General features: G+C 64.3%; 12 protein-coding genes. 4 read left to right on the top strand and 8 right to left on the bottom strand.

What is annotated here, in order from left to right; all coding sequences use genetic code 11:
• Positions 1-493 precede the first annotated feature (493 nt).
• From ACVOLS_RS14370 to creB, 4 genes are all read right to left on the bottom strand, one after another.
• Complete coding sequence (locus tag ACVOLS_RS14370) at positions 494-904, bottom strand: hypothetical protein (RefSeq protein ID WP_481546159.1); 411 nt, start codon at positions 902-904, stop codon at positions 494-496.
• Positions 905-971: 67 nt separating this feature from the next.
• A complete protein-coding gene (gene creD, locus ACVOLS_RS14365; RefSeq protein ID WP_481546158.1) occupies positions 972-2318 on the bottom strand; it encodes a cell envelope integrity protein CreD in 1347 nt (448 codons plus the stop codon).
• 82 nt (positions 2319-2400) lie between these two features.
• Entirely contained in the window at positions 2401-3837 is a 1437-nt protein-coding gene (gene creC / locus ACVOLS_RS14360) for a two-component system sensor histidine kinase CreC (RefSeq protein WP_481546157.1), read from the bottom strand.
• 3 nt (positions 3838-3840) lie between these two features.
• A complete protein-coding gene (gene creB / locus ACVOLS_RS14355; protein WP_481546156.1) occupies positions 3841-4542 on the bottom strand; it encodes a two-component system response regulator CreB in 702 nt (233 codons plus the stop codon).
• Between the two features lie 150 nt (positions 4543-4692).
• Between creB and ACVOLS_RS14350 the strand changes: the two genes are divergently transcribed.
• The 4 genes from ACVOLS_RS14350 (at position 4693) to ACVOLS_RS14335 (ending at position 10619) form a co-directional block, all read left to right on the top strand.
• Positions 4693-5550 carry a 23S rRNA (adenine(2030)-N(6))-methyltransferase RlmJ gene (locus ACVOLS_RS14350; RefSeq protein ID WP_296252797.1) on the top strand — a complete coding sequence of 286 codons (858 nt, stop codon included), beginning with the start codon at positions 4693-4695 and terminating at the stop codon, positions 5548-5550.
• A 96-nt stretch (positions 5551-5646) separates the two neighbouring features.
• Positions 5647-6192: a GNAT family N-acetyltransferase gene (locus ACVOLS_RS14345; protein WP_057629682.1), complete on the top strand. Its 546-nt coding sequence runs from the start codon at positions 5647-5649 to the stop codon at positions 6190-6192.
• Between the two features lie 135 nt (positions 6193-6327).
• Positions 6328-9900 carry a transcription-repair coupling factor gene (gene mfd, locus ACVOLS_RS14340; RefSeq protein WP_481546155.1) on the top strand — a complete coding sequence of 1191 codons (3573 nt, stop codon included), beginning with the start codon at positions 6328-6330 and terminating at the stop codon, positions 9898-9900.
• 98 nt (positions 9901-9998) lie between these two features.
• Positions 9999-10619 (top strand): HD-GYP domain-containing protein, encoded by a 621-nt coding sequence (locus ACVOLS_RS14335; protein WP_481546154.1) that lies wholly within the window; start codon positions 9999-10001, stop codon positions 10617-10619.
• A gap of 9 nt (positions 10620-10628) precedes the next feature.
• Here ACVOLS_RS14335 and cls read toward each other — a convergent pair whose 3' ends face one another.
• The 4 genes from cls to ACVOLS_RS14315 all read right to left on the bottom strand — a co-directional run bounded on the left by cls (position 10629) and on the right by ACVOLS_RS14315 (position 14584).
• A complete protein-coding gene (gene cls, locus ACVOLS_RS14330) occupies positions 10629-12128 on the bottom strand; it encodes a cardiolipin synthase (RefSeq protein WP_481546153.1) in 1500 nt (499 codons plus the stop codon).
• Between the two features lie 124 nt (positions 12129-12252).
• Positions 12253-13047, bottom strand: coding sequence for an aminotransferase class IV (locus ACVOLS_RS14325; protein WP_481546152.1), 795 nt, complete (start codon positions 13045-13047; stop codon positions 12253-12255).
• Positions 13044-14117, bottom strand: coding sequence for an NAD(P)H-dependent flavin oxidoreductase (locus ACVOLS_RS14320; RefSeq protein ID WP_481546151.1), 1074 nt, complete (start codon positions 14115-14117; stop codon positions 13044-13046). Before ACVOLS_RS14320 ends, ACVOLS_RS14325 begins: the two co-directional genes overlap by 4 nt.
• A gap of 32 nt (positions 14118-14149) precedes the next feature.
• Positions 14150-14584 (bottom strand): hypothetical protein, encoded by a 435-nt coding sequence (locus tag ACVOLS_RS14315; RefSeq protein ID WP_481546150.1) that lies wholly within the window; start codon positions 14582-14584, stop codon positions 14150-14152.
• Positions 14585-14621: the final 37 nt, after the last annotated feature.

Raw genomic sequence — 14621 nt, 5'->3', positions numbered from 1 at the left:
CCGCACGGGGCGACGTGCAGGACGCACGTCGTTTTTCGACGATACATGGATGTATCGTCGAAAAATCCTGCCAGCGGAGTGGACCCGCGCCGCGTAGCGGCGTGGGCGCGGAGGCAGGGTGTGCTTTCTTTTGGTTACTTCTTCTTTGCACAAGCAAAGAAAAGTGACTCGCTCCCCGCAGGGGAGTGAAAGCTCCCGCTTTGGCTTTGGCTTTGGCTTTGGCAATCAGCAATCAGCAATCAGCAATCAGCAATCAGCAATCAGCAATCATTTTCACAGCAACAGCCAAGGCAAAAGCTCCCCTCATCCGCCCTCCGGGCACCTTCTCCCGCAAGCGGGAGAAGGGAGGGTCATTCGGCCCGGCGTGCGCCTGCAGCCCGCCTTCGCGGGGCCGACTCCTCAAACAACCCGCCTTTGCGGCAGAGGCCCCCGCGCTCATTCCGAACGCGAGAGAAGGGAGCACGTACGCAACATGGCGAGAACTCGGCGCCCCTCACTCCCACCACCCATACACCACGAGACGTTCCACCGGCAGCACCACAAACCACGAACGGCCATCTTGAGCGACGGCGGAGTATCCAGCCCCATGCGTCGTCGGCAGCTCACCCAAGCCCTCTGCTCCACACGCAGAACGACCGGCATCCGGCGAATGAGCCTCTGCAAACGCCGAATACACCCAGTCTCCTGGCTCGAAGTACCACAGCCCCTTGCGCCGGATCGCCAACGCCGTCGACAACGACAAGCGCAGCGCTACCATCCCCTGCGCCTGCCCACCCGCAAACACACTGTCCAACAACACACGCTCCACCTGCCCCGGGGCCATGCCGAAGTGCAGCAGGCCGCAGGTCTCGATACCCGCCGGCAACAAGCGCTGCGCACGGCGATGGATCAATGCACGATTCATGTCCTTCCTCCCTGCGAAAGAGGCGGGATGGCTATTGCCATCCCGCCCCGTCATCGCAACCGTCCAATCAAGCCTGCTTGCTCACTGCACGACTGCTCAGCTCGTACCAATCGACTTTGCGGGTGATCCACATGATCGCGGCGAGGATGCCGAACAGCAGCAGCGAACCCATCAGCAGCGCGTTGTTCTCCGAGACCAACAGCACATACAGCACGCCGTACAACATGGTCAGCATCGTCGCGAAACCGACACCACGCTTCCAGCTGTGTAGCACCCCGCTGAGATAGAAACCCTGCAAGCCGATACACGCCGCCGCCGCAATCAGATACGCCTGCCAGAACGCAATCTGCTCGGAAAGACTCAGCAACAACAGGAAGAAGATCGCCAACGCCAAGCCAACCAGCAGGTACTGCAGCGGATGGATCTTCAGCTGCTTGATCAGCTCGAACAGCGCGAAACCAACGAAGGTCAGCAGCACGAACAGGATGCCGTACTTGCTTGCACGGTCCACCTGCGTGTAGGTGTCAACCGGGTCGACCAAGGCTACGTTCAAGGCTTCAACGCTGCCACCGTCGCTGCGGATGGCCTTGACCAACTGCGCCTGCGCCGCCGAGGCCAGCGATGACACCGCCCACTCCGCCTTGAAGCCGCTGGCATCGATGCTGCGCTCGTTGGGCAGAAAGCTGCCGCCAAACAGCGGATGCTGCCAGGTCGAAGACAACGACACCCGGGTGTCGTCACCCACCGGCGCAACCGCCAGCGAACGGGTGCCGCCCAGCACGAACTCCAGCTCGACCTTGGCCCCCTCGCGCAGCACGCCCTGCACCGAATCCGGCAATACCGACAGCGGCGCATGCAGGCCCTTGGAGGTTCCCTCCAGAGCGCCGGAGCCGGGTTGCAGCTGGATCGCACGGCCGTCGACGCGCAAGTTCGGCGTACCTACCAGGCCGCGCACATCGGACACACCCATCGCCAGATAAGGACGACCGTAAGTGCGCCCCGGTACCGCCACATAGCTGCTCTCGGCGAACTCCGCCTGCAGCTTGGCCTGCCAGTTGTAGACCGGCACCTTGAACAGACCGACGGTGCGCTCATCGGTGCGCATATTGCCCTGCACGTTCAAGCGCGTCGGCATCTGCAGGTCATAGCCGCTTTCAACGCGCATTTCGGTCTTGCGCGGATTGTTGCCCTCGGCTGGAATTTCCACTTCACGCTGCTGGGTCCACGGCAGCACTCGCACCGGGCCGATCAGCGACTGCTCGCCAGCCCAGCTCTGCGATACCCGCTCTACCGCCTCGTCGCGGTAACGCTCACGCTCATTGATGGTGCTGCGGATCAGCAGCAGGGGAATCAGCAGCAACAACACCAGCCCGCCGACAATGGCGAAGCGCAACAGCAGTTTCAGGGAAGTCATGTCCCGTCCTCGTGTGGAAACAGGGACAGGTTGAACGCCGCTGGTGAACAGGGTTTGTGGCGAGTTTGAAGCGAATGTGAAGTCAGCCGACCGGCAGCAGCAGGCGCGCTTCGGCGCCACCTTCAGGATGGTTGCCCAGCTCCGCGACACCGCCATGCAGGCGCGCCACCTCGGCCACGAACGGCAGGCCCAGGCCGGAACTGCGTTGGCCCGTACCCGGCCGTGCCAGCGAGTAGAAGCGCTCGAACACCCGCTCCTGCGCGTAATCCGGCACACCAGGCCCGTTGTCGCGCACGGCGATGCGCCAGTTCTGCTGCTGGCGCTGCACGCTGAGCATGATGCGGCCACCCGGCACGGAGAACGCAATCGCGTTGTCCAGCAGGTTCGAAAGCGCCTGCCGCAGCAGGAAGGTATCGCCCTGCACCGCTGCCTGCTCGGGCAGTTCCACATCCAGTTGGATCTGCCCGGCCTGCAGACGTGGCGCCGCATCCTCGGCCAGCGCGCGGCAGACCGCGACCAGATTTACCTCGGTACGTCGCTGCAGCCAGCCGTGCTGTTCAACCTCGGCCAGCCGCAGCAACTGGTCGATGGTTTCGGTCAGGCGCCGCTCCTGCTGCACGATGTTGGCGGCGAAACGCTGCCGGTCAGCTTCCGGCAAGGGCTCCTGAAGGAGTTCGGCAGCGCCACGTATCGCCGCCAGCGGGCTCTTCATTTCGTGGGTCAGCGACTGCACGTACTGCTCGACATAGGCCTTGCCTTCGAGCTTGCGGCGCATGGTTTCCAGCGCCTGGCCGAGGTCGCCGATCTCGTCGCGGCGCCGCTTCGGCGGCGGCACTGGCTCACCGGCGCTGACGGCTTTTGCATAACGACTCAGTCCGCTGATGCCGCGCGACAACCACCAGGTCATCAACAGGCCGATCAGTGCCGACAGCCCGATCAGCCAGGCGCCGCGCGCAATGATGGCGCGCTGGCTGGCAACGATGAAGGGATCGATGGTGTCGTTGGGCTGCGACAGGGTCAGTACGCCAATCAGGGTGCGTCCGTCAGCCGGGTCATACATCGGCGCGGCGACGTGCATCACGGTGTTGGTTTCGTCGCCCGGAATCTCCGGACTGGAGCGTGCGCCGTACTCACCACGCAGGGTTTTGTACACGTCATTCCAGCGCGAGTTGTCGCGGCCCACATCCTGCCCACGCGAGTCGTAGACCACGATGCCCTGTGCATTGGTCACCGTCACCCGGTAATCGATGCTGCGCTTGGGGAAGCGCCACACCATCGCCTTGGGATCGCGGCGCTGGGCGGTGGCCAGGCGCGCGGCGAAGTCACCGTCGCCGATGTGGCCGGCCTTCAGATCGGGCGCAGCCATCACCGCCAGCACATTGGCCGCGTCCACAAGGGTGGACTCCATCGCCTGGCGCACGCCGGGTTTGACCTCGTTGACGAACACGCGCATCACGAAGAACGCGGCGATGCCGACAATCAGGAAGAACCCCAGGAACAGCTTCAGCCCGATCCGCATCGGTCAGACATCCAGGGCGTAGCCGACGCCGCGATGGGTGCGTATCGGCTCGCCCTGCGCGCCGGCCGCACGCAGCTTTGCGCGCAGGGTTTTGACGTGGGTATCGACGGTGCGGTCGGTGCTGTCGCTGGCATGGTCCCAGCCACGTTCCATCAGCTGCGCCCGGCTCAGGATCGCCCCGGGGCGCTGCAGCAACGCCGCCAGCAGGGCGTACTCGTAGCGGGTCAGGTCCAGCAGCGCCTCGTCGTAGCGGATGCGCCGGCCTTCGTGATCAATCGCGAACCGGCCCAGTTGCTTCCAACCACCCGCCTCCGCTGCAACCGGCGTCGCAGGCGTGGTCCGGCGCAGCCGCGCGCGGACCCGCGCCACCATCTCGCGTGGCGAGAACGGCTTGGTCACATAGTCGTCGGCGCCCAGCTCCAGCCCCAATACGCGGTCGAACTCATCGTTGCGGGCGGTCAGGAAGATCACCGGCACCTGGCTGAAAGTGCGCAGTTCACGGCAGACGTCGAAGCCGCCCAGGTCGGGCAGACCGACATCCAGCACCACCACATCGGCGCCGTCCTGACGCAGCAAGGCCAACGCCTCGCGGCCCAAGGCGCAATGGCTGGCGACATAGCCTTCGCTGCGCAGCGCATAAAGAAGAGTGTCGGCGATGGCGGCCTCGTCTTCGACGACGAGTACGCGGGCAGGTTGGCTGGACATTGCATCAGCATAGCTGGCCTTGCCGCAGACGCCAGCGGCAGTAGCCGAAGGTGGCCCGATTGCCCCCTGGAACCGCCGATTGAGCCGTCCGCCGACCAACGCAGGCCGATCAAAACGCCCACGCAACGCTGCAAGCCGTAAACTTCGCCGATGAATTATCGCCACGCCTTCCACGCCGGTAACCACGCCGACGTTCTCAAGCACATCGTCATGTTGGCGATGATCGACGCGCTCAAGCGCAAAGACTCGCCCTTCTTCGTGCTGGACACGCATGCCGGCCGCGGCCGTTACCTGCTGTCCGCCGAGGAAAGCCGCAAAACCGCCGAGATCGATGAAGGCGTACTGCGACTGATGACCACCCCGTCGCTGCCCGAAGTGGTGGAGCAGTACCTGCGCGCGGTGCAGGCCGACAACCCGGTCGGCGCCTTGATCTCCTACCCGGGCTCGCCGCTGTTGGCCGCCCGCGCCCTGCGCGAACAGGACCGCATGGCCGCCTGCGAGCTGCAGAAGGATGAGGTCACCGCGCTCAAGGAGCTGTTCGCCCACGACCGCCGGGTACAGGTGCACGCTGGCAACGGCTATGAAGCCATCCGCGCCTTCCTGCCACCCAAGAGCGGCGCGATCAAGATTGGGCGGGCGCTGGTGCTGATCGATCCGCCGTATGAGGTGCAGGACGCCGAGTACCCACTGATCATCTCAACCCTGCGTGAGATTCTTACCCGGATGCCGCAGGCGCAATGCGCGGTCTGGTACCCGATCAAGCAACGCCGCACCCTGCAGCCGTTCTTCCGCAAGGCGGCCGCGCTGCCGGCCAAGTCCATCCTGGTCGCCGAATTCATGGTGAGGGCCGACGACTCTCCGCTGCGTCTGAATGGTAGCGGGATGCTGTTGCTGAACCCGCCATGGCAGTTCGAGCAGGTATTGGCCCCGGCCTTGCCGGTCCTGAAGCAGTATCTGGGTGAAACCGGCACCTCGACCCGGCTGGAGTGGCTGAAGACGCCCGAATGACGGGCGGCGCCGGCAATCTGCAGCCGCTTTGGACCGCGTTCACAGAACGTAGCAGCCGCGGTGACAGAATCAGGCGACTTTGGAGGAAACGTAGTCATGGCCACACGCAACCGCATGCCCCCGTGGCATGAAAATTTCAAGGCACCCAGCGGCCGTGAGCTGCTGATACGACCCATCCGCCCTGAAGACGGTGCGCCGCTGCAGGGCGCATTTGCCCTGTTCGGGCCGGAAGAAGTGCGCGACAAGTTCCTGCAGTCGGTTGAATCACTGTCGGATGAGACCGCCCAGCGCCTGACCCACCCGAACCCGAAAACCGAGATCGCACTGGTCGCAGCCGAGCCGCTGCCCCCCGGCGAAGCGGTTGTCGGTGCGGTAGCGCGCGCCTCCATCATTCCGGGCACCCGCGATGCCGAGTACGCCATCCTGGTCAGCGGCTTCCTTGCCGGTCAGGGTCTGGGCCGACAGTTGATGCGCAAACTGGTCAAATGGGCACGCGGCAAATACCTGGACCGCCTGTACGGCGACATCGCCCAGGACAACGAACCGATGCTGCAGCTGGCCGCGTCACTTGGCTTCAAGCAGGTGCCGCATCCCGCAGCCGCCCCTGGACTGGTGCGGATGGTGCTGGAGCTGGCCAACTAGGCGTCGGTTCTCCATTCAGCTGACGACAGGCGCCGGCAAGGCGCCTGTCGCGTTATCGGCCCTGCAACGCCCCGCGTACAAGTCAGATCAAGCCCAACGAGGCGACGGGAGCGCATCTGGTAAAATTCGCGGTTCATGTCGCCTATTACCTACCCCATTCCGCCGCTGCCCCGTTCGGGCCAGCTCCGCGCCTGGTGGCGCGCTCCGGCTTCCAGCAGTGCGCTGGCCTGGCATGTCTCCTGCGCCGCGCAGGCGCACGCCAAGCCGCTGCTGCTGATCACCCGCGACAACCACAGCGCGCATCAGCTGGTAGCTGACCTGCAGACCCTGCTGGGCGCGAACAGCCCGCTGCCGGTAGTGCCGTTCCCGGATTGGGAAACCCTGCCCTACGACCAGTTCAGTCCACACCCGGACATCATTTCGCAGCGTCTGGCCGCATTGCACCGCCTGCCGACGCTGAAGCAAGGCATTGTCGTGGTGCCGGTGCAGACCCTGCTGCAGCGGCTGGCGCCATTGAGCTACATCGTCGGCGGCAGCTTCGACCTGAAGGTCGGCCAGCGCCTGGACATGGACGCTGAGAAGCGCCGCCTGGAAAGCGCCGGTTACCGCAATGTCGTGCAGGTGATGGACCCGGGCGATTTCGCCGTGCGTGGCGGCCTGCTCGACGTCTATCCGATGGGTGCCGACGCGCCGCTGCGCATCGAGCTGCTGGACGAGGACATCGATTCCATCCGCGAGTTCGACCCGGAATCGCAGCGTTCGCTGGACAAGGTGACGGCAGTAAAGATGCTGCCGGGCCGGGAAGTACCGATGGACGATGCCAGCCTCAACAAGGTGCTGGCATCGCTGCGCGAACGCTTCGATGTGGATACCCGGCGCAGTCCCCTGTACCAGGACCTGAAGGCCGGCCTGGCGCCTTCGGGCATCGAGTACATGCTGCCGTTGTTCTTCAACCAGACCGCGACCCTGTTCGACTACCTGCCGGACGGTTTCATGACCGTGCTCGGCAGCGGCGTCAGCGAAGCCTCCGATGCGTTCTGGCTGCAGACCAACAGCCGTTACGAACAACGCCGCCACGATATCGAACGGCCGCTGCTGCCACCGGACGAGATCTACCAGTCACCGGACAAGCTGCGCGAGCAGTTCAACAAGCTGCCGCGTGTGGAAGTGTGTGCGGCCGATCATCCGCGCGCCGCCGAGGCGCAGGCGCTGGGTGACCAGCCGCTGCCGCCGTTGCCGGTCGCCGCCAAGGATGCGCCGGCTGGGCAGGCACTGAAGTCCTTCATCGAGCATTACCCGGGCCGGGTGCTGATCGCGGCGGATTCGCCGGGACGGCGTGAGGCCTTGTTGGAAGTGCTGCAGGCTGCTGAATTGCGGCCTGAGGTTGTTGGGAGCTTCAATGATTTTCTGCCTTCTCCACTTGGCGGGAGTGACGCTTCTGGCAAAAGCCAAAGCAAGAGCGCCCTCACCCCACCCCCTCTTCCGTTAACGGGAGAGGGGCTTAAGAGCAAAGCGGGGCTCGCGCGCTTCGCCATTACCGTTGCACCGCTGGATGACGGCTTTGCGCTCAGCGAGCCGGCCTTGGCCGTGCTTACCGAGCGCCAGCTGTTCCCGGAACGTGCTGGCCAGGCGCGGCGTACGCGGCGCGCCGGGCGCGAGCCCGAGTCCATCATCCGTGACCTTGGCGAGCTGACCGAAGGCGCGCCCATCGTCCATGAAGATCATGGTGTGGGCCGCTACCGCGGCTTGATCGCGATGGATGTCGGCGGCATGCCCGGCGAATTCCTGGAGATCGAATACGCCAAGGGCGACCGCCTGTATGTACCGGTCGCGCAACTGCACCTGATCAGCCGCTACTCCGGTGCGTCGCCGGAAACCGCGCCGCTGCATTCGCTCGGTGGCGAGCAGTGGGCCAAGGCCAAGCGCAAGGCTGCCGAAAAAGTCCGCGACGTTGCCGCCGAGCTGCTGGAAATCCAGGCCCGTCGTCGCGCCCGCGCCGGCTTGGCACTGGATATCGATCGTTCGCTGTACGAGCCGTTCGCGGCCGGCTTCCCGTTCGAGGAAACACCCGACCAGCAGGCGGCGATCGAAGCCACGCTGCGTGACCTGCAATCCAGCCAGCCGATGGACCGTGTGGTCTGCGGTGACGTCGGCTTCGGCAAGACCGAGGTCGCGCTGCGCGCTGCATTCGCGGCGGCGAGCGGCGGCAAGCAGGTCGCAGTGCTGGTGCCAACCACGCTGCTGGCCGAACAGCACTACCGCAACTTCCGCGACCGCTTCGCCGATTACCCGCTGCGGGTGGAAGTGCTGTCGCGCTTCAAGACCAGCAAGGAAATCAAGGCCGAGCTCGACAAGGTCGCCGAAGGCACCATCGATGTGATCATCGGCACGCACCGGCTATTGCAGCCGGACGTGAAGTTCAAGGATCTTGGTCTGGTCATCGTCGATGAAGAGCAGCGCTTTGGCGTACGCCAGAAGGAAGCACTGAAGGCGATGCGCGCCAACGTGCACCTGCTGACCCTGACCGCTACGCCGATCCCACGCACCTTGAACATGGCCATGGCTGGCCTGCGTGATCTGTCAATCATCGCCACGCCACCGCCGAACCGTTTGGCAGTCAAAACCTTCGTCACCGCCTGGGACAACGCGCAGCTGCGGGAGGCCTTCCAGCGTGAGTTGTCGCGTGGTGGTCAGCTGTACTTCCTGCACAACGATGTGGAGAGCATGGGCCGGATGCAGCGCGAGCTGTCCGAGCTGGTGCCCGAGGCACGTATCGGTATGGCGCACGGGCAGATGCCCGAGCGCGAGTTGGAACGAGTGATGCTGGATTTCCAGAAGCAGCGTTTCAACGTGCTGCTGGCCAGTACCATCATCGAGTCGGGTATCGACATCCCGAATGCCAACACCATCATCATCAACCGCGCCGATCGCTTTGGTCTTGCCCAGTTGCATCAGCTGCGCGGTCGCGTTGGCCGCTCGCACCACCGTGCGTACGCCTACCTGCTGGTGCCGGACAAGCGCTCCATCACGCCAGACGCGCAGAAGCGCCTGGATGCCATCGCCTCGATGGACGAACTGGGTGCCGGCTTCACCCTGGCAACGCACGATCTGGAAATCCGTGGCGCCGGTGAACTGCTCGGCGAAGACCAGAGCGGGCAGATGGCCGAGATCGGCTTCAGCCTGTACACCGAACTGCTGGAACGCGCGGTGCGCTCGATCAAGTCGGGCAAGCTGCCGGATCTGGATGCTGGCGAAGAGGCACGCGGTGCCGATGTCGAGCTGCATGTGCCAGCGCTGATTCCGGAAGATTACCTGCCCGACGTGCATACCCGCCTGACCTTGTACAAGCGCATCAGCTCGGCACGTGACAGCGAGCGCCTGCGCGAACTGCAGGTGGAAATGATCGATCGCTTCGGCCTGTTGCCGGATCCGGTCAAGCACCTGTTCGCCATCGCCGAGCTCAAGCTGCAGGCCAACGAGTTGGGCATCCGCAAACTGGAGCTGGGTGAGAACGGTGGCCGCATCGTGTTCGACAGCAAGCCCAACATCGATCCGATGGTGGTGATCCAGCTGATCCAGAAGCAGCCCAAACTGTATCAAATGGATGGCCCGGACAAGCTGCGCATCAAGCATCCGCTGCCGGAAAGCGCCGATCGCTTCAACGCTGCGCGTGCGCTGTTGACCACGCTGCGCCCGGCACACAACTGAATGAATCAACAGGTAAAGATTGCGTGAAGATGAAAGGGCGTTGAAAATAACGCCCCCTCTCTTACGCTCGCAGCCGTTCCCCACACGGCTCCGTAATCATGTTGACCATCACCACGCCCGTGGGTCTGTCGCATCCACCGGATGACAGCTCCTGCGCCATCGATGTATTGGCTGCCGCGCTGGACCAGCGCGACAGCTATACAGACCACCACTGTGATCGCGTTTCGCAACTTGCCCAGGCCATGGGCCGCCGCTGTGACCTGTCCGAGGAACGCATCGGCCATCTGGTACTGGCCGCCCGCTTCCACGATGTCGGCAAGATAGGTATCCGCGATGACGTGCTACTGCACCCCGGCAAGCTCGACGACGACAAGATTTCGGTGATGCGTACCCATCCGGAGCGCGGCGCACGTCTATTCGCCAGCACCGGCCGCAGTGATGCCAAGGCCGTTGCCACGCTGATCCGCCACCACCATGAAGCCTGGGATGGCAGCGGCTACCCGCACGGCCTGCAGGGCGAAGACATTCCATTGGAATCCCGCATCCTGACCATCGTCGATGGCTTCGATGCGCTGACCTCGCAACGCCCCTACCGTGGTCCAATGCCGGTACAGCGGGCCATCGAAATCCTGGCCAACGACCGTGGGCGCTTGATCGACCGGCGTCTGTTCGGTGAGTTCATGGGGCTGCTGCGGGGCGATGGCGCACCGGCTGCCTGAGCCATTGCTTCACAACACCGGCGACATCATCGCCACGGCGTTGCGCACCAAACGCGTGGCCAAGGGCCACGCCATCACCTGCGATAACAACACCGGCTCGGATACCGACAGGTAGCCTTCCTGCCGCTGCACGATGCTGGTGGTAACCGCGCTGTCGGCGATCAGCAGGTTGTTCTCGAAGTTCAATTCAAGGCTGCGCCGGTCCATGTTCGCCGAGCCGACCAGGGCAATCTCGCCATCGATCGTCAGCGACTTTGCATGCAGCAGGCCCAGCGGATACTCGTAGACTTCCACGCCACACTGCAGCAGATCGGCATAGGTGCTGCGACTGCTTTGGCCAACCAGCCAGGAGTCATTGTGCCTGGGCAGGATCAGCCGCGTACGTACGCCGCGCCGTGGCGCCGCACAGATCGCACGCAGCAGCGCTTCATCCGGCACGAAATACGGCGTACTGATCACCAGTTCGCGACGCGCTGCGTAGACACAGGCCGCGAACATATCGGCCATCACGTTGTGGCGGGTAACCGGGCCGGTTTCAAATGCCAGCGCCACGCAGCCATCAGCGAACGGCTGCGCCACGTCGGCGGCGTATCCGTCCAGGCCCTGCTCACCACTTTCCGGAATCCAGCCGCTCAAGAACAGCCGTTGCGTCTGCGCCACCACCGGGCCTTCGCAGCGCAGCAGCAGGTCAATCCAAGGCGCAAAACGCGGCTTGGCCCGGAATTCCGGATCCGCGCAATTCTGGCTGCCGCAGTAGGCAATGCGGTTGTCGATGACCACGATCTTGCGGTGGTCACGCAGATCCATGCGACTGAAGGCCACGTGCTGCAGGCGATTGAGATCGTCCAGGGTCCGCAGCAGCTTGACCCCGGCCCGGCTCAGCTGCGTCCAACGCGGACTGCCGATGAAGGCGCGTGAACCCAGCGCATCCACCATCACCCTGCAGGCGACGCCACGAGCTGCCGCGGCGGCAACCGCATCAGCAACGCGACCGCCAGCGTCATCATCCAGCCAGATATAGAAAGCGATATGCACGCTTTGCTGCGCCTGCTCGATATCGCGCACCAGCACATCGATGGCAGCCCTGCAGTCGTCCATGGGCACTGCCGGATTGCTGTCGACTGCGCCGAGCAGGCGGATCCGATTACCACACTGAGGCTGTGCGCCGTTGATCGATGCCGCCAAGGCAAACAACGACGCCGCCGGCGCAGGCAGCGATGCCAGCGCGACGTCGCTGTGCGCGGCGACATTCAAGTCCGCGAGCATCCGCGCCGTCTGCTGCAGTCGGCGCAGGCGTGCCCGGCCAACATTGGTTTCGCCGAGCAGCAGGTAGGCCAGCATGCCGATCACCGGCGCCAGCATGATCACCAATACCCAGGCTGCACGGGATGCAGGCGTCCGGTTGGCGCGGGTCAGCGCCCGCGCGGCGACAAGTAGATGCAGCACGAACAGCAGCACGCTCATCAGCCACTGCAGTGTCGCCTGCGGATCACTCAGGTCCAACACCATTCAAGCTCCCGGCGGTGGTCGAATCGAGGACGAGGTTCACAACGCGCACTCAATAGCAAACGTGGCGTGCACACCTGATCAAGCCACTCCAACCCGCAGCCCACAAGAGCACAAGCCTCGAGTACTAAAGGGCAAGCCAAGGCGTTTGCGTCAATGCGGCTTGCAGCTTGGCCAGCAACTGATCGGACTGCTCCAACCGTTGCTCACCGATGGCGGCCAATGGCCAGATACCGGACGCATTGAATGCCACCGCACCACTGAACCGCGCCAGCGCCGGCAGCGGCAGCTCGGCTTTCACCTGCATCAGCCCCTGCGCGTTCAAACCATCCATCAGCAGACGCTCGGTGCAGCCGCGCAACGCCGAAGCTTGCGGCCAATGCACCTGGGCGCCGTCCCAGAACGCCAGGTTCCAGGTGCTGCCTTCGCTGATGCGGTCCTGCGCATCGACAAACAGCGCATCATCAAAGCCACGCTGCATTGCCTGCCGGCGCAACTGGAACAGCGGGAAGGTGCCCACGTGCTTGATATGCGCCAATTCGCGTTGATACGGCATCGGCAATACCGAACGCGCAAGTGCTGGAATCGTTGCCGGCGCGGCGATGGCCATCAATACATCCATCGGCACCGCGCGCAGCGGTTGGCGGAAATCAAATTGGCGCGAGAACACCGTGATGCGCACCGATGCGTCGGCCGCATCGAGCTGCAGCAATGCCTGCCGCAGCCATGCCACGAGTTGCGCGCCATCCAGCTCGACATCGAACAGCTCACGCGTGCCTTGCTGCAGGCGCGCAAGATGCAGCGCCCAGCCCTGCACCGCGCTGCCGCGTACCTGCAATGAAGTGAAGTGGCCGTAATTGACCAGCGCCGCACTCAAGGCGCCGGCATCGGCCAATTGCCCATTGCAGAACAGCACGCTCATGGCAGCGGCTGTGCCTGCGCCCACATCATCTGCAGAATCTGCGCCGCTGGTGCGCGTCGCGCCATCCACGCCGACTGCCCCGCCCATGCCTGCATCGCATCGAGCTGGTTTCCGGCATTGGCCTGCTTGCGCATGGCGGCGGTCAGCCCGCGTTGTACCGGATACGGGCGTGGGCGAGGTGCGTCGGCCGCCTCGGCGGCACGCACATAATCCGTGTCCAAGGCGCGCCCAAGCCGGCCACTGAAGACCCGCGTTGGCCGCGTGGCTTCAGGCTCGGCAACGGCCAAGGCCTGCTTCCAGGCGTCGGGAATATCGGATTCCTCGGCAGCGAGGAACGCAGTGCCAACCTGCACCGCACTGGCTCCGAGGATCAAGGCGGCGGCAACGCCGCGGCCATCGGCAATGCCACCGGCCGCAATCACCGGCACGCTCAGGTGATCGACCAAGCGCGGCAGAAGCGCGAACAAACCCACCATCTGCCGCTCCGCCTGTGCGGCATCGAATGCGCCGCGATGACCGCCGGCTTCCATGCCCTGTGCCACCACCGCATCAGCGCCAGCGGCCTGCGCCTGAAGCGCTTCACTCAGCGTGGTTGCACAGGCAAACCAGGCAATGCCAGCGGCCTTGAGCCGTGTCACCTGCGCAGCGGAGAACACGCCCAGGATGGTCGAAGCCACGGCTGGCCGGGCAGCAATCAGCGCATCGAACTGGGCATCGAAATCGGCCGGGCCGGCATCGCCGGCCTCCGCTGCAACCGGCGGGCCCCACTGACCAAGAAACTCGCGCGTCGCCGCTTCAGCGGCAGGATCACGCAGCGGCGCCGGATCCGGCACCCACAGATTGATCTGCGCCGGGCCCGACGACTGCTGGCCGAATGCGTGCATCCACTGGGTGATCTGTTCGGGCGTGGACAACACCGCGCCCATCGCGCCCATGCCACCAGCATTGGCAACCGCTGCAGACAGCGGCACCGGGCAGGCGCCTGCCATCGGCGCCAGCAGGATCGGAAGTTCAAGACCGAAGCGTTGGCAGAACGCTTCGGTCCGCGCTGAAATGACGGCGTTGTGCATGGCGGTGATGTTGCCGCCGGTGCCTATGCCACTCAGCGTAGCGAGAGGGCGTAGGAACGCACCAGCTGGCTGTCCATCTCTTCGTTGAAAGTGAAGTTCACATACTGCGCATCATCGGCGGGGAAATCCACTTCCACCCGCGAGCGGCCGATTTCGGCACCCGACTCGTCCAATGCCCGCGCCAGGAATGCACCCTTGTACGGCTTGGTTGCCACCACATACACCGAGGCGTCCTTGGAGCCCATGCCACGGCTTTTGCCCAGGGTCACGGTCATGCCATTGCTGGCCACTTCCGGCGCCACGTCGAGCTTGAGCGACATGCGCTTGTCCACGCCCTCGCCCAGGCCGGCGACGAAGTCGGTGGCGGTGCCACTGATCGCACTACCCGCCTTCTGCGACATCGAGCGGTCTTCACCACAGGCGCTCAGCGCCAACACTGCCAATACCAGATACATCCTGTTCTTCATGCACCACTCCCTGTTCAACCGGTTGGAATCAAACGTT

This window comes from Stenotrophomonas sp. STEN038 (assembly GCF_056759895.1).
Note: the sequence above shows the minus strand (reverse complement) of the source record. Positions and strands in the feature narration are given on the sequence as shown.

What these genes read in the sequence shown, in the direction of transcription:
- ACVOLS_RS14370 (WP_481546159.1), bottom strand. Translation starts at nt 904, where the DNA reads ATGAATCGTGCATTGATCCATCGCCGTGCGCAGCGCTTGTTGCCGGCG.
- creD (WP_481546158.1), bottom strand. Translation starts at nt 2,318, where the DNA reads ATGACTTCCCTGAAACTGCTGTTGCGCTTCGCCATTGTCGGCGGGCTG.
- creC (WP_481546157.1), bottom strand. Translation starts at nt 3,837, where the DNA reads ATGCGGATCGGGCTGAAGCTGTTCCTGGGGTTCTTCCTGATTGTCGGC.
- creB (WP_481546156.1), bottom strand. Translation starts at nt 4,542, where the DNA reads ATGTCCAGCCAACCTGCCCGCGTACTCGTCGTCGAAGACGAGGCCGCC.
- ACVOLS_RS14350 (WP_296252797.1), top strand. Translation starts at nt 4,693, where the DNA reads ATGAATTATCGCCACGCCTTCCACGCCGGTAACCACGCCGACGTTCTC.
- ACVOLS_RS14345 (WP_057629682.1), top strand. Translation starts at nt 5,647, where the DNA reads ATGGCCACACGCAACCGCATGCCCCCGTGGCATGAAAATTTCAAGGCA.
- mfd (WP_481546155.1), top strand. Translation starts at nt 6,328, where the DNA reads ATGTCGCCTATTACCTACCCCATTCCGCCGCTGCCCCGTTCGGGCCAG.
- ACVOLS_RS14335 (WP_481546154.1), top strand. Translation starts at nt 9,999, where the DNA reads ATGTTGACCATCACCACGCCCGTGGGTCTGTCGCATCCACCGGATGAC.
- cls (WP_481546153.1), bottom strand. Translation starts at nt 12,128, where the DNA reads ATGGTGTTGGACCTGAGTGATCCGCAGGCGACACTGCAGTGGCTGATG.
- ACVOLS_RS14325 (WP_481546152.1), bottom strand. Translation starts at nt 13,047, where the DNA reads ATGAGCGTGCTGTTCTGCAATGGGCAATTGGCCGATGCCGGCGCCTTG.
- ACVOLS_RS14320 (WP_481546151.1), bottom strand. Translation starts at nt 14,117, where the DNA reads ATGCACAACGCCGTCATTTCAGCGCGGACCGAAGCGTTCTGCCAACGC.
- ACVOLS_RS14315 (WP_481546150.1), bottom strand. Translation starts at nt 14,584, where the DNA reads ATGAAGAACAGGATGTATCTGGTATTGGCAGTGTTGGCGCTGAGCGCC.